Consider the following 25,048-nt stretch of genomic DNA (forward strand, 5'->3'; position numbering starts at 1 on the left):
AGTTTGCAGACATCATAAGCACTTGGAATACTGACTTTCCCTCTGAATTAGATAAACATTTTATTTTCACATAGTATAATATTGCTAGATTACCCTATATTCTCCAGCCCCTTGCTTAAACTAATCAAAAATTGAATGATTTCCTTTAGAGTTGCACTTTTATACAACATCTACTGGTTTTACAATTTCACTTGGGTAACAGCCCAAAATTTTCAGATAGTTGCTGTATTCTCTTAACTCATCAAGGGCTTGTTGAACTTCTGGATTGTTAATATTCGCATCAATTTCAAGATAGAACATTTCATCCCACGGCTGCCCGTAAATTGGGCGGGATTCCAGTTTCGTCATATTAATATTGTGCTTTTTGAACACCAATAACGCGTCCACCAGTGAGCCGGCTTGGCGTTTATTTGTTGTCATCAATAACAGGGTTTTAGTGTGAATTTGCGGCGATACCACCACAGGCTCTTTGGCAATCACAATAAAGCGGGTAATGTTATTCTCTTGGTTGGCAATATTGCTTTTCAGCACGCGTAAGCCATAAAGATGGCCGCCATCTTCATTCCCCAATGCTGCAATATTTGGCTTATTCAGGCTTGCCACTAACTGCATTGCGTGCGAGCTGCTTTCGCAATATTCGATATGTACACGATCAAGGCTACGAATAAACTGTCTGCATTGTTGGATCACTTGCGGATGGCTGTATAGGCTGTCAATTTGGCTTAATTCACTGTGTTCCGTTGCGAGTACGCAATGTTTGATCGGGTATGCCAATTCACCAATGAGCGATAAATCTGTATGCTGCAACAAATCATAGACTTCATTTATAGAACCTGAAGTCGTGTTTTCCAACGGCAAAATGCCGTAATCTGCCTCGCCATTTTGCACTTTTTCAAACACCTGCTCAAAAGAGCTGCAACTCAGTTCAATGAACGGTTTTTGATAACGGGTTGCATAACTGCGTGCCGCAAGATGAGAATAAGATCCGCGTTTACCTAAGAAAGCAATGTGGCTATTTTGCTCACGCTGTTCATTGAGTTTCTTTTGCAAATAGGCTTGTTGAGTCAGCACAGAATCTTCAATAATTTTCTGGAAAATTTGCGTAATGTATTGTGGGTCAAGCTGATAATTTTCATTTTCAGAATATTGAATAAGTTCTTGTAATAACTGCTGTTCACGCTCAACATCACGCAAGGCTTTCTGCGTGATTTCCTTGCTACGCACCACATCATAAGCCAAGCGATGACGCTCAGAGAGCAATTTCAATAGACTGCGGTCAATTTGGGTGATTTGTTGTCGAATCTCGGATAAATCTAATGCCATTTTATTATCTCATTTATTTGGAATTGGGTTAGGATAAACAAGATTTTTGGTGAGATCAAATGAATAGTTTTTCTTTGTTAAATATAGTGCGTTTCAGCCGTCAAGCAATTTTCTTTGAATTATTCAAAAAATCTAAAAAATGACTCAAATCTAAAAAGTGCGGTACTTTTTTAAACAGTTTTTTCAACCGCATTTTTCAAATGTAAGGGCAGACCTATGTGTCCGCCCATGCCATTTATTCACCGAAAAAACAAAAAATCCCACCGCACTTTTGCTTATAAAATACGGTCATTTTTTACCCCATTTTACATAAATAGAGCGTTTACCTACTGCATTTCATCAAACGCTAGCATCACTTTTCCAATGTGCGTGCCTTTGTCCATTTCTTCGTGGGCATCTTTGACTTCTTTAAAATCAAAGACTTGGTGAATAATTGGCTTGGCGATTTGTTCGTTTTCTAATTTATTCCATACATTTTGTTTTAGCGATTGGGCAATTTCCGCTTTTTCAGCTTTTGTGCGGCTACGCATTGTTGAGCCGGTGATATGGAGGCGTTTTAAGGCGATTTGCAATAAATCCACATTTTGTGCCACTGTCCCGCCCATAAAGCCGATTAAAAACAATCTGCCATTTTGTTTTAAACAAGCTAAATTTCGTTGGAAATAGCTCGCACCCACCACATCTAAAATCGCGTCAATTCCACCCGCACTTTGAATAACCTCAGCGAAATCTTGCGTTTTATAGTCAATCGCAATCGCTCCATATTGTTCAACAACAGCACATTTTTTCGCATTACCTACGGTGGCATAGGTTTTAATGCCTAAACTTTGTGCAATCGCGAGTGCCATTAGTCCAATGCCACTTGTTCCGCCGTGAACCAATAAACTTTCCCCTGCTTTAACCTGTTGTTGCATAAACAAATTTACCCAAACGGTGAAAAGGGTTTCGGGCAGCGCGGCGGCTTCTAGCAACGAATAATTTTTAGGAACGGGTAAGGCTTGGCTGGCTGGCACAAGGCAATATTCGGCATAAGCACCACCGTCCGTTAAGGCGCAAACTTTATCACCTAGCTGAAATTCACTCACACCTTCACCCAGCGCAACCACTGTGCCTGAAAGCTCCAAGCCCATAATGGGCGTAACGCCTTTAGGCATTGGATACAACCCTTGGCGCTGCATAATATCAGGGCGATTTACCCCTGCATAAGCCACTTTAACCAGCAGCTCACCTGCTTGCGGTGTTGGAATGGTGGCTTGTTCTATAAATAACACATCGGGCGAGCCTGCTTCTCGCATATTAATTTGTTGCATTAATTGCTGCATTGATATTTTCCTTATTCCCGTAAAAGTAATAATGCCGTTCAAAAACGGCATTCTGTGATAAAAATGAACGTGAATTAAAACTCTTGCACCGTTGGGCGAACGGTGATTTCGTTCACAGCAACGTTGTCTGGCTGTTCCACCGCATAAGCAATGGCACGAGCAATAGAACTGGCTGGAATTTCGTGGGCGGCATAGAATTTTTGCACGCGTTCGCGAGATTCAAGATCGCTGCTGCTGAATTTTAGTTCGCTTTCAATCGCCCCTGGGTAAAGGGTGGTTACGCGGATATTATGTCCTGCCATTTCGGCACGCAACCCTTCGCTAATCGCTTTCACAGCGAATTTTGTAGCACTATATACTGTACCGCCACCTGATGACACTTTCAAACCAGCCACAGAAGAAAGGTTGATGATATGCCCTGAATTTTGTGCAAGCATTGTTGGCAGCACCGCCGCAATGCCATATAGCACGCCTTTGATATTCACATCAATCATTCGATCCCATTCGTCCACTTTTAATGCACTCATCACCGCCCCCGGCATAATGCCTGCGTTGTTGATTAACACATCAATGCGACCAAATTGTTGTAACGCGGCTTGTGCCAATTTTTCTACGTCTTCACGTTTTGATACGTCCATTTGCACCACAACGGCTTCACCACCTTGCTGTTGAATTTGCTCAGCAAGGGCTTGCAAACGCTCTAAGCGTCTTGCGCCTAACACCACTTTAGCCCCTAATGACGCCAAATGACGCGCGGTTTCTTCACCTAATCCACTTGATGCCCCTGTGATTAATACCACTTTGCCTTGAATATTATTGCTCATTGTCATTCCTTATTTCATTGATTTTATTAGATAAAAAAAGAGCGGTGAAAATTTTCTCAATTTTACACCGCTCTTGGGGGTTATTTCACTGCTTTCAATAATTCATCAGCAGCTAAAATCCCTAAGTTATTTGATGCCAATGGGCTGTCGCCGGTAAGCAATTTGCGATCTTTGTGAACTTGGCCTGTGATGCCTTCGTTCATAATTTTCACGCCTAATTTAGCAAGGTTTTCACCCACTAACCATTGTAATTTACCTGGCATATAGCCGATTGCTTGGTTTGCGCCTTCATCTAATGAATCTGGAAATACGCAAAGCTCATAGCCTTTGAATGGGAAATCTTCCGCTTTTTCGCCTACGCCAGCCGCTAATAAAGACGCTGGGCCGTGACATAAAGTGATCACGTGTTTATCTTTATTTAATGCCCAATCTAACACTTTTTTCACGTCTTTGCTGTGTGGCACGCCAGCTAATACACCGTGACCACCTGGGATAAATACGGCGATATAAGGTGAATCTTCCGCTAACACTTCAGGTAAAATATCTTCTAATTTTTTCGGATTCACTAATTTTGGCAAGTATTGGTTATATAAATCCATTACCGCTTTGTCTTCTTCTGGCATTGCCCAAATTTCTAATTTAACTGGGTTACCTGATAAGGTTGCTACATCAATTTCAAAGCCTGCGTGGTGCATATGCAACATAGGTAATAACATTTCAACAGGGTGGTTACCTGTTGAGAATAATTTACCGTTTTGCATTTCGATATAACGCTCATCTGTACCGATCATTAATACTTTGTGTTTACCACCAGTATAAGGTTTATCGAATTTGAAACCATCAAAGTCTGTTTTTTTGCTGGTATATTGTGTTAAAGAATATTCTGATGGGAAGAACGCATTGTGTTCAGCGCGATCCGCCACTGGTTTTTTACTTAAATCTGTCATTTTACTCTCCAAAAGTTTTTATCTTATAAAGTTCACTATAAAAAACCGTTTTAGCGTTTTTTCTGGCGTGCATTCTATCCCTAGATAATTACATTGAAAAGGGATAAAATCGGAATAGACTATTCGCAAAAAAGGAATAATATGAATAAACTTGATGCACTTCGTTATTTTAGTGTTGCCAGTGAAACCTTAAATTTTCGCGAAGCTGCACAACGCCTTGCGGTATCGCCACAAGTGGTAACCCGAATGATTGCCGAGCTAGAAAATCTGCTGGGTGAACGCTTATTTCAACGCAATACACGTAGCATTAAACTCACCGAATTTGGCGAGCAATTTCTGCCCCAAGCACAACAATTATTGGTCGATAGCGAACGGCTTTTTTCTTCACAAAAAATTAATGATAAAGCGATGCAAGGCATTGTGCGAATTACCGTACCGCCGATGCCTTATAACGATCAGCTTTTATATGAATTATTGACCGCACTTGAACCCTATCCCGATTTGGTCATTGATTGGCGTGTTTCTTTAGATAAGCTGAAAACTATTGATGATCAAATTGATATTGGGCTGCGCGTGTGCCTTGAGCCAGAACAAGATTGGATAGCCCATCATATCTTTACCTTGCAAGAAAAAATTGTTGCTGCACCAAAATTATTGCAACGTTTAGGCACGCCTGAGAGCCTACAAGATCTGGCGTTAAACTATCCGCTCAGTGGCTTGATTAACCCGAAACTAAAACGCATTTGGCACTGGCAAATTAATACTCAACAGCATTTTATTCCAACTCACCCGAAATTTTTGGCTTCCGATATGTATAGCGAATTGCAATCTGCCTTGGCGGGGCGAACTTGCTCACAGTTGATCGACATTTTATGCCAGCCTTATATCGATCAAGGGAAATTGGTAGAACTGTTTCCAGAGGTGGAAAAACAAAAATGGCGGCTTTATTTGTATCGCCCTTATCAAAACGTGGTGAGTGAACGGGTATTATTTGTTTTTGAGAAATTAAAAACGATTTTACAAGATATTGTGAAGCAGATAGAAATGGAAAAAAGTGAATAAAATAAAGTGCGGTGAAAAATAAAGCCATATTTTTTAATATGGCTTTATTCATTTTATGATTTAGATAAATACTTGATTTGGAGCGAGATAACCTTGTGGAACTTGCTGTTTGTCTTCAAAGGTAACAAACTCCCACGCTTCTTGATCTTCAAGCAAGGCTCTTAATAATTTGTTATTTAAGCCGTGTCCTGATTTATAGGCTTTGAAATCACCGATGATGTTATAACCACACATATATAAATCACCAATGGCATCAAGCATTTTGTGGCGTACTAGCTCATCTTTAAAGCGAAGACCATCTTCATTTAAGATGCGATAATCATCAAGCACGATGGCGTTATCTAGGCTACCACCTAACGCTAAACCTTGTGATTGTAAATATTCAATGTCTTTCATAAAACCAAAGGTTCTTGCACGGCTAATCTGTTGCACGAAAGCTTGTGCGGAGAAATCCATCACATAATTACGCACATCTTTACCAATCGCTGGGTGATTGAAATCAATGGTGAAATCTAAACGGAAACCGTTGTAAGGTTTAAATTCTGCCCATTTATCACCGTCTTCCACACGAATTGGCTTTTTCACGCGAATAAATTTTTTCGCCGCATTTTGTTCTTCAATACCCGCATCTAATAAAAGGTAAATGAATGGGCTGGCACTGCCGTCCATAATTGGAATTTCTGGTGCGTCCACTTCAATAATCACATTATCAATGCCTAAGCCTGCTAAGGCAGCATTCAAATGCTCTACCGTTGAAATACGAATGCCTTCTTCATTTATCAAACAAGTACAAAGCATTGTATCACGTACGGCATTTGCATTGGCTGGGAACGTTACTGGTGGGTTTAAATCCGTACGGTAGTAAATCACCCCAGTATTTGCCATTGCAGGACGTAAAGTTAGAGTTACTTTATTGCCACTATGTAGCCCTACACCTGTTACTTTAATACTCTGTTTTAAGGTTCTTTGTTTAATCATAATGTTTTCTAAATCCATTGCATAACAATAAGATTTATTCCTTTATTTATCTTCTGGTTTACGCATAAAACTGTTCGCATTCACTAAACTGTCCTCTCTTTTAAGAGAATTTAAACGATCAGTAATTGGCGTATCTAAAATTTTTCGATTAGTTAAATCCGCTGGGCGATTTGGCATCGAATTTTGCTGTTGATTATAAGGTTGGTAACCTGTTTGTTGCGGCTGCATAAATGGCTCAGCATTTCCTTTTTGCATTGGTTGCCCGAGCGGAACATTGTGTGGTGCAAGCTGAATATCAGGTGTATCAATATCACCAATTCCTGTCGCAACGATCGTTACTTTAATTTGATTCGTCATATCTGGAACAAGTGAAGTTCCTACTACAACAGTGGCATCATCAGAAGCAAATGCCCTAATTGTTTCCCCTACTACATGAAATTCATCTAAACCTAAATCAAATCCAGCGGTAATATTCACAAGAACGCCTCTTGCACCAGATAAATCAACATCTTCTAATAATGGACTCGCTACAGCTTCTTGAGCTGCTTTTTCTGCACGCCCATCGCCTGATTCACCTTCCGCAATTCCGGCTCCCATCATAGCACGTCCCATTTCAGACATTACCGTACGAACGTCAGCAAAGTCCACGTTCATTAAGCCTGGCGAGGTAATCATATCAGAGATACCTGTTACTGCATTACGGAGAATATCATTTGCGGCAGCGAAAGCATCAAATAAAGTCGTATTTTTACCTAAAACTTTTAGTAATTTTTCATTTGGAATAATGATCAGTGAATCAACGTGCTTAGAAAGTTCTTTGATCCCCATTTCGGCAAACTGCATACGTTTTCTGCCTTCAAATGAGAACGGTTTGGTTACCACGGCAACGGTGAGAATACCAAGATCTTTCGCAATTTGGGCGACAATAGGTGCGGCCCCTGTTCCTGTACCACCGCCCATTCCCGCAGCGATAAAGACCATATCCGCCCCTTCAAGCATTGCTCGAATTGCGTCTTGATCATCTTCTGCAGCTTTACGTCCTACATTAGGGTTTGCACCAGCACCCAATCCTTTCGTAGTGGTTGCACCAATTTGAACAGTTTGTTGTACATTACTTTTACGCAATGCTTGGGCATCGGTATTAACAGCGTAGAAAATGATTCTGTCGTGTTCCTCATTATCCATTGGGAATGTAAATTCATCAGTCCCAGCCAAAGTTCCATCGACCTCATTTTTAACCATATTGGCGACCATATGGTTTACAGCATTACCGCCACCGCCGCCAACACCCACTACTTTGATCAAGGCGCCATTCATATCACCAAGATCATAATCCACTGGTTCAAACATATGTATTCTCCGTTAATGCCAACACCTGTGGCACAAATTAAAACTTAAATTGCTCTTATTGTAGATGAAAAATAAAAATTCTCAAAATTCAGACCGCACTTTATTCACAAATTTTTTAAATCCAGACCAAACTGAAACTAAAAAATGTTCGCCTGAACCAAATTGATCATTTATTGGGCTTTCATCACTATCATTATGGTTGTATTGCAACAACCCTACTACGGTTGAATATTGCGGTTTATTCACATAATCGGTTAAACCGGTAATATTCATTGGGCTACCAATCCGCACTTGCATTCCAAAAACGTTAGACGCACATTGTCTTAAATCTTCAATTTGAGCCCCGCCACCAGTAATCACAATGCCTGCGATCAGCTCAAATTTCATTTGCTTACTTTCTAATTCGTAACGTAATTGGTCTAATTCTTGGCGAACAAGTCCCAATAACTCTTCGTAACGTGCTGAAGTAGCAACAGATAATTGTTCTTTGCTTAAAATTCTCGGGGCTCTTCCCGCAATGCCGTTTACCTCAATTCGCTTCTCTGGGTGTTGCGATGGTGGGGTGCAAGCACTACTGTAATTCACCTTGATGCGTTCGGCCTCAGTCCTTGAGGTTTCACAGGCGTAAGCAATGTCATCAGTAACCCGATTTCCGGCGTAAGGAATCACTTTACTAAAACGCAATGCTCCATTGGTGTACACCACAATATCCATTGTGCCAGCCCCGAAGTCAATGAGGCAAACACCAAGATCTTTTTCATCATCCGTCAGTACGGAATAACCTGAAGCTAAGCCCGAATAAACAATTTTATCCACTTTTAATTTACAACGTTCCACCGCTTTTTTCAGGTTATTTAGCCAATCTTGATGACACGCAATTAAATGAGCTTGAGCTTTTAAGCGAACCCCTTGTAGCCCTAGCGGATCTTTAATATTCACTTGTTTATCAACGGCATATTCTTGTGGAATGATGTGCAATAAGGAAAGCCCCTCACCAATTTGCACCGTGCTTGCGGTATGCATTGCGGAATCAATTTCATCTTGCGTTACTTCACCGTCTGCAATGGGAACAAAGCCGCTTTCATTTAAGCTTTGAATATGATCGCCCGTAATTGCTAAGGTAACGCTCATTATTTGGCAATCCGCAACAGATTCCGCCCCTTCGATTGCACGCTGAATCGAATTAACCACCGCACCTAAATCCGTAATGCTACCTTTATCAATGCCTTTAGAGGGGCAACTTCCCACGCCTAACACATTCACAACGCCATCAGGTAACACCTCACCGACAACCGCGACAACTTTAGATGTGCCGATTTCTAATCCAACAATTGTTTTTGATTCCACAATCTTTGCCATTTTATCACTTCTTAATTATTTCAACTCGCTCATCTTAGCGGGCTAATCATTATCCGCTAGCCCAACCGCTGCCCCTACGTTATAACGCAGATCCACATAAACCAATTTTTTATTTTCTGGAACTTCAATTTGTGGATAAATGGTCACAAAACGATCTAGTTTTGATTGCCACTCACCCCGTCCCAATTTCAAAATGACCCCATTATCTAGCTCAAGTTGCCAAGCGTCACGTTCATCTAAGGCTACTGATTTTAAAATTAAGTCTTTCGATTTCAGCTCACTATAAATTTTCTTCCACGCTTCTAGCACAACTAAACTTTGATAGTCGGGACCGATTAAGTGCGGTAGATTTTTATCTTTTAATTTATCCATTGGGAGCTTAAATATGGTGCCATCGCTGGATAACAATTCATTATCATTCCAAATAGCAACAGGTGAATAATCACTCACCCAAATATTTAAACGATCAGGCCAAATTTTTCTCACTACCGCTTGCTTAATCCAAGGCATTTTTTGAATTTGCTCTCGAACTAGCGTAACATCTTGCCCAAAAAAGCCTTTCAGTTTCCCCATTTTTATCAGCATATCACGCACATCTTCATCGGTGGTAAACGTTGGCGTGCCAACTAAATTAAATGCACTAATCGGGCGAGCGTCTAATTTTTCCAACCAGCCTTGCCAGTTGTTATAAACATAAAACAAAAGTCCGATGAATAATAGCACAATTAACGGCTTGACTTGCATAAAAAAACGGGATTTTTGCTTTACATTTTTGATTCCCAGCGTTGCTTTATGCCGCAATACATTCATTAAATACTTAACTCCAAAATTTTCACAACCAGTTGCTCAAAAGAATAGCCAACCACCGCAGCGGATTTAGGAAATAAGCTATGGCTAGTCATTCCCGGGTTGGTATTCACTTCCACTAAGCGGAATTGCCCTTGCCCGTCCATCATCACATCAATGCGACTCCAACCTCGACAACCCACCGCGTCATAAGCCCGTTTAACCAGTTGTCGCAATTCTTGCTCGCGTTCTTCGCTTAATCCTGCTGGGCAAAAATATTGCGTATTGTCAGAAACATATTTGGCTTCATAATCATAAAACTCCCCCTCTGGCACAATTTTGATTGCGGGCAAGACTTCGTCATCAAGCACAGGTACGGTATATTCGCCACCCGAGAGCCATTCCTCAATTAAAATGGTGTCATCAAATTCTAAGGCAAAATCCACCGCACTTTTTAATTCATCGAGGTGATTCACTTTAGTTAAGCCCACGCTTGAGCCTTCCAAAGAAGGCTTCACCATTAACGGCAAACCTAATTTTTCGACAACCGCTTGCGGATTTAGTTCGGATCGCGTTGATTTTGTTACGATTTCCATTTCTGCCACAGGCAAACCAAAGGCTTTCCACAGCATTTTAGTACGCATTTTATCCATTGTGAGTGCCGAAGCCATCACCCCGCACCCTGTGTATGGAATGCCAATTTGTTCTAATAGCCCCTGCATTGTGCCGTCTTCCCCGCCGCGTCCGTGCAAAATATTGAATACGCGGTCAAAACCCTGCGTTTTTAATTCTGCCACAGGAAAGGTTTTGGGATCGATTGGGTGAGCATTAAATCCCTGAGCTTGTAATGCCGCTAACACCGCTTGCCCTGAATTGAGGGAAACCTCACGCTCCGCCGATGTGCCACCCAGTAATACCGCAATTTTTTCTTGTTTTAATGTTTTTGTCATTGAGTTATTCCCATTAATTTTCTGTCCAACGTTCTGCTAATTGACGGGATAACTTGCTCACATTTCCCGCCCCTTGTGCCAAAATCAAATCGCCGTCTTGAATCACTTGATCCAAAATTTGTGCCAAATTCTCTTGCTCTGCAAGGAAAATCGGATCAACCTTGCCTAAATTGCGAATGGAGCGACACAGCGATCGGCTATCTGCCCCCGCAATCGGGGCCTCGCCTGCAGCATAAACATCAAGCATAATCAGCACATCAACTTGCGATAGCACTTGCACAAAATCATCAAATAAATCTCGCGTACGGGAATAACGATGTGGTTGGAAAATCATCACAATTCGCTTGTTTTCCCAGCCTTTTTTCGCGGCTTCAATGGTAACGCCCACTTCCGTTGGGTGATGACCATAATCATCAACCAGCATCACTTTGCCATTTGGACGAATAAATTGTCCCAACTGGTCAAAACGTCGCCCTGCCCCTTGGAAATCGGCAAGGGCGGCTAAAATTGACTCGTTGCTAATGCCCTCTTCTTTTGCCACTGCAAAAGCGGCGGTAGCATTTAACGCATTATGTTTCCCCGGTACATTAAGCAACACATTGACGCGTTCATCTTGTGGCGTAACCACCGTGTAATGCCCTTGAAAGCCCGTTTGTTGGTAATTTTCAATGCGATAATCCGCATTTTCATTGAAGCCGTAAGTGATCACTTGGCGACCCACTTTCGGAATCAATTCCGTCAAAACAGGATCATCAGCACACAGCACCGCTAGCCCATAGAACGGCAGATTGTGCAAGAAATTCACATAGGTTTGCTTCATTTCTTCAAAATCACCGTGGTAGGTTTCCATATGGTCAGGCTCAATATTGGTAACCACTGAAACCATTGGCTGTAAATGTAAAAAAGAGGCATCGCTTTCGTCCGCTTCAGCGATTAAATAACGGCTCGCTCCCAAATGAGCGTTTGTGCCTGCCGATTTCACCAATCCGCCATTCACGAACGTTGGATCAAGCCCAGCCTGTGCATAAATCATTGAAATCATTGCAGTGGTAGTCGTTTTGCCGTGCGTCCCCGCAATGGCAATACCGTGTCGAAAACGCATAATTTCAGCCAACATCTGAGCCCGTTGGATCACGGGAATGCGATTTTTATGGGCTTCCACCACTTCTACATTGTCATCTTTAATGGCACTGGACACCACCACTACGCTCGCCCCTTCAATATTGGCAGCTTGATGAGAAAAATAAATTTTTGCCCCTAAAGAAGTTAAGCGATTTGTTACCGCATTTTCTGCGATATCTGAACCTGTAATTTGGTAGCCCTCGTTAAGCAAAACCTCCGCAATTCCGCCCATTCCAGCTCCACCAATCCCTACAAAATGGATCTGTTTTACCCGACGCATTTCAGGCACGGTTTGTCTGACGCGTTTTTGAAATTCTTTCATTTGCTTGCCTCTTATTATTCTTTTATTTCGCCACGTTAATAATCACTTCTGCCACTTGCTGAGCAGATTTTGGCTTTGCCATTGCTTTGGCTTTTTCCGCCATTGCCAATAATTGTGGGCGATCTAATTGGGTTAAACGCTCAATTAATGCCTCTGCGGTGAGATCTTTTTGCTCAATAATCTGTGCCGCCCCCACATCGGCTAAATATTTCGCATTTAAATATTGCTGTCTGTCCTTATGTTGGAAAGGAACAAAAATCGCAGGTGTTCCCACAGCAGCGAGTTCACACACCGTTAAAGCACCTGAACGGCAAATAACAATATCCGCCCAACCATAGGCTTCTGCCATATCATCAATAAATTCCGTCACTTCAACGTCCGCACCTTGTGGATAAAGTGCGGTGATTTCTTGCACCATATTTTTACCCACTTGATGACGCACGCGTAATTTCTCACCCAATGCGGCAACCACTTTTGGCAAGGTTAAATTGAGTACTCTCGCCCCTTGACTTCCCCCCACTACTAGCACATTGAGTCTACCTGAACGTGCCGCAAAACGCTGTTCGGGGCTTGGCATCTCAAATAATGCTTGGCGTACAGGGTTTCCCACCACCTCAGCATTTTTAAAGGCGTTCGGAAAGGCTTGTAAAACGCGGGTGGCAATTTTCGCTAACCACGAATTGGTTAGCCCCGCGACGGCATTTTGCTCGTGCAACACAATAGGCACACCGCAAAGTTTTGCTGCCACACCACCAGGACCTGACACATACCCCCCCATACTAAGCACTACGTTAGGCTGATAATCCTTGATAATTTTTCTCGCCTGCCAAATGGCTCGTAAAATATTAAACGGAGCGGCAAGTAAGGCTTTTAAGCCCTTTCCGCGTAACCCCGAAATTTGAATAAATTCAATGGGAATGCCGTGTTTTGGCACGAGTTGAGCTTCCATTCGATCACGCGTGCCAAGCCAGCAAATTTCCCAGCCCTGAGCCTGTAAATATTGTGCGACCGCAATGGCAGGGAAAACGTGTCCTCCCGTGCCGCCAGCCATCACTAATAAACGTTTTTTTTGTTGTTGTGCCACAATATATCCTTTTCTTTTAATCATCACGCAAGCGTGCGTGTCCGCTTCGCATCATTCGATTTTCGTGATCAATGCGGAGCAAAATTCCCACACTCACCGACATTATGATCAAACTCGATCCCCCGTAGCTCACGAGTGGAAAGGTCAGCCCTTTTGTCGGTAATAAGCCTAATGCCATTCCTAAATTCACGAAGCCTTGAAAGAAAATCCAAAAGCTGATCCCAAATGCAAAAAAGCCTTTAAAACGTTGCTCCATTTGCAAGGCCTCCCGCCCGATTTTCATCGCACGGAAAATTAATAACGCTAAGAGAGAAATAATAAAGACAATGCCGATTAAACCAAATTCTTCCCCCACGACAGCCATTACAAAGTCGGTATGAGCTTCGGGTAAATATTCTAATTTTTGGATCGAATTGCCTAGCCCCTCGCCGGTAAACTCGCCACGCCCAAATGCCATTAAGGAATTGGAAAGCTGAAAGCCTGTGCCATAAGGGTCTTTGAACGGATCCATAAAGCCCGTTAAACGTTTCAAGCGGTAAGCGGAAGAAATGGCAAGCCAGAGAAGCAATAATACCCCAGAAGCCCACAAGGCAAAAAACTGCCAGCCATTCGCCCCCACAATCCACAGCATTCCCGCGGTAATCACAAACAGCACTACGGTACTTCCTAAATCGGGTTGCAACAATAATAACGCCCCAAATACGCCCATTACGATCATCGGCTTCAAGCCACTCAACTTACGGCTTCGCACTTCATCATAACGGCGAGTAAAATAGCTAGCAAGAAAGCAAGTGAGTGCCAACTTGGCGAACTCGGCAGGCTGGAAGTTAAAAAAGACCATTGGAATCCAACGCCTTGCCCCGTTAATTCGCGTTCCAATCCCTGGGATTAATACCAACAGTAACAAAATGACCGCGAGCCAAAACACATAGCCGTAATATTTTTCCCAAAAGGACGTAGGAATATTCAACACCGTGTAGCAAGCGAAAATGGAAAGCACCACATAAATGGCATCACGTTTTGCAAAATAGAAAGAATCATTGAATAATCGCGTTCCTACAGGGATTGAGGCGGAAGTTACCGCAATCAAACCAATCAGCAATAAGCTCACAAATAGCCATAATAACGCTCGGTCATACAGCAAATTGGTGGGCGTAATTCGTGAATATTCTTTCAAATTGTCTATCAATCGCATTCTTATTCTCTAGCTTAATTTGGCTAAGCGGGTAAATTCTTCACCACGTTTTTCAAAAGAGGCAAATTGATCCAAGCTCGCACAAGCAGGCGAAAGCAAGACCATATCCCCTGCCACTAAGTGCGGTCGGAAAGCCTCAATGGCTTGCTCCATTGTGGCAAATAATTGGCTTTGGGCGGATAAGGCGGCGAGCTGTTCGCCATCTTGTCCAAAGCAGTAACAATAAATGTGCGGTTGGTTAATCAACGCCGCCAGTTCGGAAAAATCCGCCCCTTTGCCGTCGCCACCGAGCAATAAATAGAGTTTGCCAGCCACTTGTAAGCCCGTTAAAGCGGCAACGGTGCTACCTACATTGGTGGCTTTGGAATCGTTGATCCAACGCACGCCGTTAGCGAAATGGGCGAGTTGAAAGCGGTGATCTAAGCCCGTAAATTCGCGAAGTGCGGTGCAAATTCCGTGTAAATTTATCCCCGCACTTTGTGCCAAAGCGATCGCGGCAAGGGCGTTCAAATAGTTATGGCGACCCGTTAATTTCATTTCATCGCAAGGCAAGATCATTTCATCGTATGCCATTAAATATTGCTTGTCGTTTTCGGTTTTTAACCAATAATCCGCGTTCTGCTCACCAAAATATACTTGTTTTTGTACCGCACTTTTATTCTCATTTTGATCTGAGGGCAAGGTAAGCGGATCTTCACTATTCACCACCATTGTTTGGCAATGATGATAAATTTTGAGTTTCGCTTGGCGATAATCTTCCAAATCCACATAGCGGTTCATATGATCTTCGCTCACATTCAGCACGGTAGCGGCAATGGCTTGCAAGCTGTAAGTGGTTTCCAGTTGAAAACTCGACAGCTCAAGCACATAGATGTCATTGCCTTGATTGAGCAACGATAGGGCAGGAATGCCGATATTTCCGCCCATTCCCACCGTTAAGCCCGCTGCTTTCGCCATTTCTGCCACCAGTGTGGTAACGGTGCTTTTGCCGTTTGAACCTGTGATGGCGATAATTGGCTTGTCCGCTTCACGGCAGAACAATTCAATATCGCCCACCACTTCAACGCCTGCTTGAAGTGCGGTCTGAATTTCAGGCGTTTTTACCGCAAGCCCTGGGCTGATGAGAATCATATCGCTTTCCAACAGCCATTGCTGATTCAGCCCGCCTGTATGCACCACAACAGAGGGCGGTAGTTGCTCTATCCCCGCAGGCGTTGAGCGAGTGTCCATTACTCGCACATTGGCTTGACGGGCGAGCAGAAAGTCCACGCAAGACAGCCCCGTTTTGCCTAAACCGATAACGCAGATATTTTTATGCTGATATGGATTCATTGTTTTCCCCACCCTCTTTTCTCAGGTTTTCTTAACGTAGCTTCAAGGTAACCAAGCCAAGCAACACCAACATTAGCGAGATAATCCAAAAGCGGATAATTACACGTGGTTCGGGCCAGCCTTTTAATTCAAAATGATGATGAATCGGTGCCATTCGGAAAATACGTTGCTTACGCAATTTGTATGATCCCACTTGCAAAATCACTGAGAGGGTTTCAATTACAAACACTCCGCCCATAATCACCAATAAAAACTCTTGTCGTACCAACACGGCGATCACGCCCAACGCTCCGCCGAGGGCAAGCGATCCCACATCGCCCATAAACACTTGTGCGGGATAAGTATTAAACCAAAGGAAGCCTAGCCCAGCCCCGACAATCGCGGTACAGAACACTACCAGTTCAGAGGTGTATTTAATGTGCGGAATGTATAAATAGCTCGACCATTCCACATTCCCCGTCGCCCACGCGATTAAGGCGAACGCTCCTGCTACAAAGACCGTTGGCATAATCGCCAAGCCGTCTAAGCCGTCGGTTAAGTTCACCGCGTTACTTGTGCCAACAATCACAAAATACGCCAACACAATATAGAACAAGCCCAGTTGCGGCATAATTTCCTTGAAGAATGGCACAACAAGGCGAGTGGCATTGGTATCTTTGCCGATGGCATACATTCCAAACACAGCAACTAACGCAATGGCGGATAGCCAAAAATATTTCCAACGAGCGATCAAGCCATCGGTATTTTTACGCGTGATTTTGCGGTAATCGTCCACAAAGCCCACCACACCATAACCTAACAGCACAAATAAGCTGAACCAAATATAAGGATTGGCTAAATTCGCCCACAGCAAGGTGCTGATAGTAATAGCGAACAAAATCATAATGCCGCCCATTGTTGGCGTGCCTTTTTTGCTCAAATGGCTTTCAGGCCCGTCATTACGCACTTCTTGCCCAAATTTGAGAATTTGCAAACGGCGGATCACCTTTGGGCCCACCCACAAAGAAATCAACAGTGCGATCAATAAAGCCAAGATCGCACGCACGGTAATATAAGAAATGACATTAAAGCCACTGTGATATTGCTGGAGATATTCCGCGAGCCAAACTAACATTGGAAGCTATCCTTTAATAATTCAATTACATTTTCTAACTGCATTCGGCGAGAGCCTTTGGCTAACAGCACCACGTTTTGATTTTGCAATAATTTTTCTGCAATTAACGGACGAATAAAATCCACTAATTGCCCTTGATCGGTGAAGTGCATTCCGCCGCATTGGGCTGAAATTTCCGCACTGTGTTCGCCATAGCTCACCACATAATCAAGCTGTGCCGCTTTTGCCACCTCGCCCACTTGCTGATGACAAAACTGCGTATTTTCGCCTAATTCCGCCATATCGCCAACCACTAAAATACGAAAAGCGGGATATTTTTGTAACACTTGAATGGCGGATTGCAAAGAATCCACATTGGCATTATAGGTGTCATCAAGTAACAATAAATTGTCGCACGGCTGGAGAGGGAACAAACGCCCTTTCACTTTTGTGCCTTTTGCTAAGCCTTGTTGTACATCAGCAAGTGTTGCCCCCACACTCATCGCCAAGGCGGCAGCAGCTAGGGCATTGCTGATGTTATGCTCGCCCAAATAAGGCAGGGTGATCGCCACGTTTCCTTGCGGGCTGTGCAAAATAAAATGCGAGCCTTGCTCATTAAGCTGAATGTCTGAAGCATAAAAATCTGCCGCAGAATTTGCCAAAGAAAATGACCGCACTTGATGGTCGCCGATATTTTTCTGCCAATCATCAAGATAATGGCAATCTAAATTAATCAATACGATACCTTGCGAAGCCAGCCCTTGATAGATTTCGCCTTTCGCCTGAGCCACACCTTCAAGGCTGCCAAAGCCCTCTAAATGAGCAGCGGCAACGTTATTCACCATCGCCACGTTAGGACGCACTAAGTTTGTGGTATAAGCAATTTCGCCAAGGTGATTTGCCCCTAGCTCAATCACTGCAAATTTATGCTGTGGAGTTAAACGCAATAAGGTGAGCGGCACGCCGATGTCATTATTAAAATTGCCCTGCGTAAATAAAACTTGCTCAGAACTGACCGCACTTTGTTGCAAAATGGACGCGGTCATTTCTTTCACCGTGGTTTTGCCTGATGAGCCCGTAATCGCTACGGTTAAAGGGTTAATTTCCGCCTTGAGCCATTGCCCTAAGCGACCTAACGCCAAGCGGGTATCTACCACCACAATTTGCGGCACGCTGTGCGAGGCTTCAAGCTCACATTGATGATCTACGACCGCAGCCAACGCCCCTTGTTTTACCGCTTCGGCTAAATATTGATGCCCGTCAAAACGTTCACCTCGTAAGGCAAAAAACAGCCCTTGCGGGTTGGCTTGGCGAGTGTCGGTGCTGACATTTTCAATCGCAATGTCGCCATCGCCGTGAAGCGTGCCGTGGAGTATTTCAGCTAATTGCTGCGTGGTTAATTTAATCATTTTGTTTCACTAAAATATTGTTTTACGGTTTCTTGATCGGAAAATGGCAACTTCGTTGTGCCGATAATTTGGTAATCTTCGTGTCCTTTGCCCGCAATCAGCACCACATCTCGCGGTTGTGCAAGGCTCAGGGCGTAACGAATAGCAAAATCCCGCTGATGAATGATTGCCACCTTATCCACGTTCTCAAAACCTGCCTGAATGTCTTGCATAATGGCTGCGGGATCTTCCGTGCGCGGGTTGTCATCAGTAACGATTACGCGATCGGCAAACTGCTCCGCAATGCGTGCCATTTGTGGGCGTTTTCCCCTGTCGCGATCACCGCCACAGCCAAACACACAATAAAGCTCGCCCTCACAATGTAAACGGGCGGCTTGCAAGGCTTTTTCTAAGGCATCTGGCGTATGAGCATAATCCACAATCGCGGTGGCTTGCTCTGGTGCGGTCAAGCGTTCCATTCTCCCCAAAACGCCCTGTAATCGCACCGCACTTTCACACAGTGCTGGCAGTTCATAACCTAAGGCGAGCAGGCTAGCAAAAGCGAACAGTAAATTATTCACATTAAATGCTCCAATTAGAGGACTATGTAATTCGCCCTTTCCCCAGCTTGAAGCGAAGGGAATTGTCGCCCCGTGCTGATGAAACTGGATTTGCTCCGCTTTTAGCCATTGTTGATGTTGCGGTTGGAAATCCGCTTGGCAACTCACCGCAATGGCATCAGGCAAGTTTTGTAGCCATTGTTCACCCACCGGATCATCGGCGTTGATCACTTTGTGCTGACAATCCAATTCATTGAATAAACGGAATTTTGCCGCCGCATAATTTTCCATTGTGTGGTGATAATCCAAATGATCACGGCTCAAATTGGTGAAGATCGCCACCGCGAATTTTAAAGCTTCCACACGATGTTGCACCAAGCCGTGTGAGGACACTTCAATAGCGGCAAAATCTGCTCCCGCCTGTACAAACTCCGCTAGCGTTTTTTGAATTTCGATCGCTGAACCTGTGGTGTTCGCTGCTTCTTTGATTTGCCCCAATAGCCCGTTGCCGATCGTTCCCATTACCGCACTACGATGTCCGAGCAACGTCGTCCATTGAGCTAAAAGCTGTGCCACGGTGGTTTTGCCGTTCGTTCCCGTTACGCCAGCCAATGTGAGCAGATGAGAAGGCTCGCCATAAAACGCCCCTGCAATCGCCGACAAATGCTTAGGCAATGCGTAATAAGCAATCATCGGAACGCCTTGCTCCATTTGCACAGTTAAATGCTGTTCTGGAAAATCGGCTTCAAAAAGCACCGCACTTGTTCCATTGCTAATCGCTTGCGAAATGTAGTTTCTGCCGTCTGTTTGATGCCCTTTTATTGCAACGAAAAGACAGCCAGTCTTTGCAGAGCGGCTGTCTAGGGTCATTTCTTTTAACTCAACCTCTTGCGGCAACGGGGTGATGCCTAAAAGTGCGGTGAGATTTTTCATTGATTTTTCCTTTCTCAGAAGCTAATTGGTGGTTTCATCTTTTTTCTGATTATTCAGTCGCACCGTGCGTTTCGCCACTTTTTGCGGCTCAACCGCATCAGGTGGCACGTTATTCATTCGCAAGGCATACCCCATAATATTGGAGAACAGCGGTGCGGAAACTGCCCCACCGTAATATTGCCCCGCTTTCGGATCGTTAATCAGCACGATCAAGGCATAGCGAGGGTTGCTAATCGGCGCGACCCCTGCGGTGTAAGCAATATATTTATCCACATATCGCCCATTTTCGATTTTTTTCGCCGTCCCCGTTTTGATCCCAACGCGGTAGCCTTCCACCATCGCTTTTTTGTTTTTGATCGCCACTTTTTCCATCATATTCACTACTTCACGGGTAATTTTTTCGGGGAACACACGCTGTCCGATCACAGGCGGATCAACTTTGGTAATGGATAACGGACGGTAAATCCCAAAACTGCCCAAAGTAACATAGGCACGAGCGATTTGCAGTGGCGTGGCGTTGATCCCGTAGCCATAAGCCACGTTGGCACGCTCAATGTCCGCCCAGCGTTTGCGATCTGCATTTAAAATCCCCGATTGTTCACCGATTAAACCTAGCTCAGTGGGTTTACCCAGCCCCGCATTTTTGTAAGTTTCCATTAACGCACTTGGCGGCATACGCAAGGCTAAACGGCTCACCCCGCGGTTACTGGAGTTTTCCAAAATTTCATCAAGGGTTTGGCGATCTCGTGGGGCAACGTCTTTCACTTCGTGTCCGTTTAACACTAGTGGGCCCGTGTTAATCACTTCATCGCGGCGAACCGCACCCCGTTGAAGTGCGGTTAAAACCACGAAGGGTTTTACTGTTGAACCTGGCTCAAAGGTGTCTGTAATCGCACGGTTTCGCATTAAATCCGCTTTCACCCCTGTGCGGTTATTTGGGTTGTATGACGGGGCATTCACCATCGCCAGCACTTCCCCCGTGCGAATATCCACTAACACCGCCGAACCTGATTCTGCTTTGTTCTCTGAAACCGCTTTTTTGATTTCACGATACACCATTGATTGCAATTTTTCGTCAATGCTTAGGATAACATTATGGGCATCGTATTTTTTGACATCGGCGATTTCTTCAACAACGTGGCCCAATTTATCTTTGCGGTAAGTGCGAGAGCCTGATTTTCCCACTAATAAGGAATTAAAACTTTTTTCAATGCCCTCAATGCCCTCGCCGTCAATATTGGTATAACCGATCAAATGGGCGGTTTCTTCTACGCGAGGATAAAAGCGGCGAGCTTCCGTTTTTAGCACTAAGCCTTTGATTTTTAATTGTTTGACATAATCTGCCACCGTTGGAGAAACTTGGCGTGCTAAATAAACAAAGCGGGCAGAAGGGGACTTTTCAATTTTTTTGATTAAGTCTTTGTACGGCACGTTTAAAGATTTCGCCAATAAACGCCAGCGATCTTTATCTTGCAAGGCATTTTCTTCAAAGACCACTTTGGGATCGACCACAACCGAATACATCGGCACGCTCACTGAAAGCAACTGCCCGTTACGATCTAAAATAGATCCGCGTACCGAAAGCACTTGCTGGGTGCGAACGGAACGTTTATCCGCTTCCGTTGAAAGGGGATCAGAGTTGATCACTTGCACGCTCGCCGCTTTTGCTACTAAAATAATCAGTAAGATCCCCACCATTGCAACGGCGATATTAAAACGTTTTTTGATAAAGCTACTTTCAAAAGTAACTTTCGGCTTATTACGGCGTACCGCACTTCCCTTGTTATTCGTCGGGCGTTTGGCTTTATTATTTTTTTTAATCATCACCCTGCCTCATTATTCAACCAACAACACTTCTTGCTCTGGAGAAACCATTTTCATTGCTAATTTTCCCCTCGCAATGGCTTCCACCCGCGTATTATCGCTTTGCGTTGCTTCTTCTAATTTTAAATTTAATGCTTCATTTTCTAAGGCTTGAATTTGTAAAATCAGCTCACCTTTTTCCGCAATGAGCCCGCGTGTTTGGTGCGTAATCCAAATTGTTCCCAACGCACTCACTAAAACGGCGATAAACAAAAACAGCACCAATTTATTTGATGCAAAAAGGTCTTCTAAAAGAATTTGGCGTAGCGGGTAGCGTTCTGAGTTATCCAACATCGTTATAATTTCTCCGCAACACGCAACACCGCACTTCGAGAACGGGCATTTTGAGCAATTTCTTGCTCTGTCGGCATAATGGCTTTGCCAATGGTTTTCAAGGTTTGGCTACGCTGAATTTGATCTTCACGCAATGGCAAGCCTTTCGGCAGACTTTCCCCTTTGCTCTGCTTACGCATAAAGTGCTTCACCATACGATCTTCAAGGGAATGAAAGCTAATAATCGACAATCGCCCTTGTGGAGCAAGCACTTGCAACGCACCCTCTAGCGCCCGTTCTAATTCGTCTAATTCCGCATTAATAAAAATGCGAATCGCCTGAAAACTGCGAGTTGCGGGGTGTTTATGCTTATCTTTGAAAGGAACGGATTGAGCAATCAATTCCGCCAGTTGCAAGGTACGGCTCAGCGGTTCAGTGCCATTTTGCAATGCGATTTTATTATAATTAACAATGGCTTGTGCAATGCGTTTGGCGAAGCGTTCCTCGCCAAAGGTTTTCAGCACCCACGCAAGATCCTGCTCTGAAACCTGCTGTAACCATTGTGCCGCCGACAAGCCTTGCGTAGTATCCATTCGCATATCCAAAGGCCCATCTTTCATAAAACTAAAGCCACGTTCCGCTTCATCTAATTGCGGAGAGGAAACGCCAAGATCGAGCAAAATCCCATCAATCTTGCCAACCAAACCCAACTTTTCACAAATTTCAGGAATTGCCGAGAAGCTATTATGCTCAATATGAAAACGCGGATCTTGGATCTGCTGTGCCGCTGCAATCGCTCGCGGATCGCGATCAATGGCGATTAACCTGCCGTCTTGAGCCAAGCGAGATAAAATAAGCCGAGAATGACCGCCACGCCCAAAAGTGCCATCAATATAAATGCCTTTTTCTTTCAATGCCAAGCCGTCCACCGCCTCAGTAAGTAAAACGGTGAAATGTTCTGGTGAAGAAAAAAGGTTTTGAGCGTTCATCATTATTTATAAAATGCTGCTTATTAACAATAACTATTTGATTAATATAGGATAATGCGGCGTACTCAGTACGCCGATTATCTCTGCTAGTGTCGCTGTAATTTTCTGGAAGCTAGCCTTCTCTTATAACGACAGCGTAATTAATTCTGGAGATTGTGCAAGCTGTCCACTCGCACCAAGAGCCATATCTTGCTGAATTTGAGCTTGCCATTCGACGTCGCTCCAAATTTCAAATTTATTCAACTGCCCAACAAGCATCGTGCTTTTTTCAAGTTTCGCGTGCTGACGCAAAGGCGCGCTAATCAACACCCGCCCGACACTATCCAACTCGCATTCGGTTGCATAGCCCAACATCACACGTTGCAAACTGCGTTGCACAGGATCAAAATTTGATAACGCAAGCAATTTTTGTTCAACAATTTCCCATTCATCTAAGGGATAGAGCAGTAAACAAGGTTGGCGAATATCCACCGTGCAAACCATCTGACCGTTATTTTTTTCTAAAATCTCCGCACGATAACGCGTAGGAATAGCAAGCCGTCCCTTTGAATCCAGATTGACTGATGATGCCCCTCGAAACATAGTATGCGTTCTCTTAAACTGCGGTCAGTTTTTTGCTTAAATTTTGCAGTTTTTACCACAAAACACCACTTTTTACCACTTTTGCTAAGTTTAGTCTGACTTCGCCTAAGTTGCAAGCAGTTTGATCGGTTGTAATGTAAAGTTTTGTATAGAGGAATTGCTGTTTATTTTTTAAATCAAATGGATAGAGGCATTGATTTGGTTTATTGGGTCGTTTAAAGTGCGGTAGGATTTTAAGGGTGTTTTTATTCTTTGGGGAAATTAGATAAAAATGGTATTAGAAAACACCGCTCTTTTTATGAGCTAGAACACTAGGAATAGTGAATGTTTCTATTTTCATAGAGCGAAATCCGTAGCAACTGTATTCAGCTAAAAAGCAAAAATACAAATTCGTTAATTAAAGTGCGTGAGCGTCCCATTGCGAGTCATCGCGGACAATCGCATTTAAAATGGTGAGAAGCTTACGCATACAGGCGTTAATCGCCACTTTGAACGCCTTACCATTAGCACGTAAGCGTTCGTAAAATTGTTTGAGTTTAGGCTCAAAACGTACACAAACAAATGTTGCCATATACAGTGCATTTCGTACGGCTTTGCGACCACCTGAACAGCGGCTTTTCCATTTGGTGTTGCCACTTTCTTTAGGATGGGGTGCAACACCAACAAGTGAAGCGATTTGTTTATGTGTGTATTGACCTAACTCAGGCAACATTGACATCAAAACGGCTATTGTTTGTGTACCCAACCCTTTGATGTCTTTAAACTTTTTTATTGTATCGTCAAAATGTTTGAGATGCTGTTCGATTTCCCTATCCAGCTCATCAATACGCAGGCTGAGATAGTCGATATGCTGTTCAACACTGAATACTTGTGTGGAATGAACTTGTTCAAGGCGGTTTTTCTCCGCAAAACGCATTTCAACAAGCTGATTACGGCGTGAAACAAGGGCTTCAAGCTGTTCCTGCTCGGGAGTGGGTGGTATGTAAAGCTGCTGTGCTACATTATCACGCATTGCGAGCATTTGGGCGTAAAAAGCCAACATTTTGGCATCTTTATTGTCGGTTTTTGCTAGTGATTGCGACATCGCAAACTGATTGGTTTGTCGCGGGTTAGCAATCACCACACGAAAGCCTGTGCGGTGGAGTGCTTTAGCTAATGGAAGTTCAAGCCCACCGGTGCTTTCAAGGACAATTAAGTCCACACTGAAACGACGTAAATACTCAATGGTATGCGCAATCCCTTTCGGATTGTTGGTTTCGGTCTTAGTTCGTTTTTGGGTAGAAAGCCCAATGACGAAATGACGTTTAGCAACATCAATACCACAATAAGTTTGTTCATTCATCATTAACCTGCCTTGCATTCGGGTTTAAGTCTGGCAACTGTTCGGTTTTTTGGTGAAATGTTATCTGCT

The 25,048-nt window shown here is 43.7% G+C and carries 22 protein-coding genes; 1 reads left to right on the forward strand and 21 read right to left on the reverse strand.

The window, feature by feature from the left end; genetic code table 11:
• Positions 1–159: 159 nt before the first annotated feature.
• The 4 genes from pheA to hchA form a co-directional block, all read right to left on the reverse strand.
• Positions 160–1,323: a prephenate dehydratase gene (gene pheA, locus DXZ23_RS07895; RefSeq protein ID WP_017805984.1), complete on the reverse strand. Its 1,164-nt coding sequence runs from the start codon at positions 1,321–1,323 to the stop codon at positions 160–162.
• Positions 1,324–1,649: 326 nt separating this feature from the next.
• Positions 1,650–2,645 (reverse strand): NAD(P)H-quinone oxidoreductase, encoded by a 996-nt coding sequence (locus DXZ23_RS07900; RefSeq protein ID WP_021724159.1) that lies wholly within the window; start codon positions 2,643–2,645, stop codon positions 1,650–1,652.
• A gap of 74 nt (positions 2,646–2,719) precedes the next feature.
• Positions 2,720–3,469, reverse strand: a complete 750-nt coding sequence (locus DXZ23_RS07905; RefSeq protein ID WP_017805982.1) for an SDR family oxidoreductase — start codon at positions 3,467–3,469, stop codon at positions 2,720–2,722.
• An 80-nt stretch (positions 3,470–3,549) separates the two neighbouring features.
• Positions 3,550–4,416 carry a glyoxalase III HchA gene (gene hchA / locus DXZ23_RS07910; protein ID WP_017805981.1) on the reverse strand — a complete coding sequence of 289 codons (867 nt, stop codon included), beginning with the start codon at positions 4,414–4,416 and terminating at the stop codon, positions 3,550–3,552.
• A 141-nt stretch (positions 4,417–4,557) separates the two neighbouring features.
• Between hchA and DXZ23_RS07915 the strand changes: the two genes are divergently transcribed.
• Complete coding sequence (locus tag DXZ23_RS07915; protein WP_017805980.1) at positions 4,558–5,478, forward strand: LysR family transcriptional regulator; 921 nt, start codon at positions 4,558–4,560, stop codon at positions 5,476–5,478.
• A gap of 60 nt (positions 5,479–5,538) precedes the next feature.
• Here the strand turns inward: DXZ23_RS07915 and lpxC are convergent, their stop codons facing one another.
• From lpxC to DXZ23_RS08000, 17 genes are all read right to left on the reverse strand, one after another.
• Positions 5,539–6,456, reverse strand: a complete 918-nt coding sequence (lpxC, locus tag DXZ23_RS07920) for a UDP-3-O-acyl-N-acetylglucosamine deacetylase (RefSeq protein WP_026138506.1) — start codon at positions 6,454–6,456, stop codon at positions 5,539–5,541.
• Positions 6,457–6,498: 42 nt separating this feature from the next.
• Positions 6,499–7,806: a cell division protein FtsZ gene (ftsZ, locus tag DXZ23_RS07925; protein ID WP_017805978.1), complete on the reverse strand. Its 1,308-nt coding sequence runs from the start codon at positions 7,804–7,806 to the stop codon at positions 6,499–6,501.
• Positions 7,807–7,887: 81 nt separating this feature from the next.
• Positions 7,888–9,165, reverse strand: a complete 1,278-nt coding sequence (gene ftsA / locus DXZ23_RS07930) for a cell division protein FtsA (RefSeq protein WP_017805977.1) — start codon at positions 9,163–9,165, stop codon at positions 7,888–7,890.
• Between the two features lie 42 nt (positions 9,166–9,207).
• Positions 9,208–9,975 carry a cell division protein FtsQ/DivIB gene (locus tag DXZ23_RS07935; protein ID WP_017805976.1) on the reverse strand — a complete coding sequence of 256 codons (768 nt, stop codon included), beginning with the start codon at positions 9,973–9,975 and terminating at the stop codon, positions 9,208–9,210.
• Positions 9,975–10,901, reverse strand: coding sequence for a D-alanine--D-alanine ligase (locus DXZ23_RS07940; protein WP_017805975.1), 927 nt, complete (start codon positions 10,899–10,901; stop codon positions 9,975–9,977). Before DXZ23_RS07940 ends, DXZ23_RS07935 begins: the two co-directional genes overlap by 1 nt.
• 13 nt (positions 10,902–10,914) lie before the next feature.
• On the reverse strand, positions 10,915–12,345 hold the full coding sequence (gene murC / locus DXZ23_RS07945; protein WP_017805974.1) for a UDP-N-acetylmuramate--L-alanine ligase: 1,431 nt from the start codon (positions 12,343–12,345) through the stop codon (positions 10,915–10,917).
• A 22-nt stretch (positions 12,346–12,367) separates the two neighbouring features.
• A complete protein-coding gene (murG, locus tag DXZ23_RS07950) occupies positions 12,368–13,453 on the reverse strand; it encodes an undecaprenyldiphospho-muramoylpentapeptide beta-N-acetylglucosaminyltransferase (RefSeq protein WP_017805973.1) in 1,086 nt (361 codons plus the stop codon).
• Positions 13,446–14,624: a putative lipid II flippase FtsW gene (gene ftsW, locus DXZ23_RS07955; RefSeq protein WP_035687578.1), complete on the reverse strand. Its 1,179-nt coding sequence runs from the start codon at positions 14,622–14,624 to the stop codon at positions 13,446–13,448. The genes murG and ftsW overlap by 8 nt, the downstream gene beginning before the upstream one ends.
• A 9-nt stretch (positions 14,625–14,633) precedes the next feature.
• Positions 14,634–15,956, reverse strand: a complete 1,323-nt coding sequence (murD, locus tag DXZ23_RS07960) for a UDP-N-acetylmuramoyl-L-alanine--D-glutamate ligase (protein WP_021724166.1) — start codon at positions 15,954–15,956, stop codon at positions 14,634–14,636.
• 31 nt (positions 15,957–15,987) lie between these two features.
• Positions 15,988–17,070 carry a phospho-N-acetylmuramoyl-pentapeptide-transferase gene (gene mraY / locus DXZ23_RS07965; RefSeq protein ID WP_017805970.1) on the reverse strand — a complete coding sequence of 361 codons (1,083 nt, stop codon included), beginning with the start codon at positions 17,068–17,070 and terminating at the stop codon, positions 15,988–15,990.
• Positions 17,064–18,458 (reverse strand): UDP-N-acetylmuramoyl-tripeptide--D-alanyl-D-alanine ligase, encoded by a 1,395-nt coding sequence (gene murF, locus DXZ23_RS07970; protein WP_017805969.1) that lies wholly within the window; start codon positions 18,456–18,458, stop codon positions 17,064–17,066. Before murF ends, mraY begins: the two co-directional genes overlap by 7 nt.
• The gene (gene murE, locus DXZ23_RS07975) at positions 18,455–19,930 is read right to left on the reverse strand and encodes a UDP-N-acetylmuramoyl-L-alanyl-D-glutamate--2,6-diaminopimelate ligase (protein WP_017805968.1); all 1,476 of its coding nucleotides are present in this window, start codon (positions 19,928–19,930) and stop codon (positions 18,455–18,457) included. The genes murF and murE overlap by 4 nt, the downstream gene beginning before the upstream one ends.
• Positions 19,931–19,951: 21 nt before the next feature.
• Complete coding sequence (gene ftsI, locus DXZ23_RS07980; protein ID WP_017805967.1) at positions 19,952–21,754, reverse strand: peptidoglycan glycosyltransferase FtsI; 1,803 nt, start codon at positions 21,752–21,754, stop codon at positions 19,952–19,954.
• A 12-nt stretch (positions 21,755–21,766) separates the two neighbouring features.
• Positions 21,767–22,087: a cell division protein FtsL gene (gene ftsL, locus DXZ23_RS07985; protein WP_017805966.1), complete on the reverse strand. Its 321-nt coding sequence runs from the start codon at positions 22,085–22,087 to the stop codon at positions 21,767–21,769.
• A 2-nt stretch (positions 22,088–22,089) separates the two neighbouring features.
• Positions 22,090–23,055, reverse strand: coding sequence for a 16S rRNA (cytosine(1402)-N(4))-methyltransferase RsmH (rsmH, locus tag DXZ23_RS07990; RefSeq protein ID WP_021724169.1), 966 nt, complete (start codon positions 23,053–23,055; stop codon positions 22,090–22,092).
• 123 nt (positions 23,056–23,178) lie between these two features.
• Entirely contained in the window at positions 23,179–23,637 is a 459-nt protein-coding gene (gene mraZ, locus DXZ23_RS07995; protein ID WP_017805964.1) for a division/cell wall cluster transcriptional repressor MraZ, read from the reverse strand.
• A 397-nt stretch (positions 23,638–24,034) separates the two neighbouring features.
• A complete protein-coding gene (locus DXZ23_RS08000) occupies positions 24,035–24,982 on the reverse strand; it encodes an IS110 family transposase (protein WP_017805811.1) in 948 nt (315 codons plus the stop codon).
• Between the last annotated feature and the right edge of the window lie 66 nt (positions 24,983–25,048).

Origin of the sequence: Avibacterium paragallinarum, from assembly GCF_900450705.1 — a bacterium.
GTDB lineage: Bacteria > Pseudomonadota > Gammaproteobacteria > Enterobacterales > Pasteurellaceae > Avibacterium > Avibacterium paragallinarum.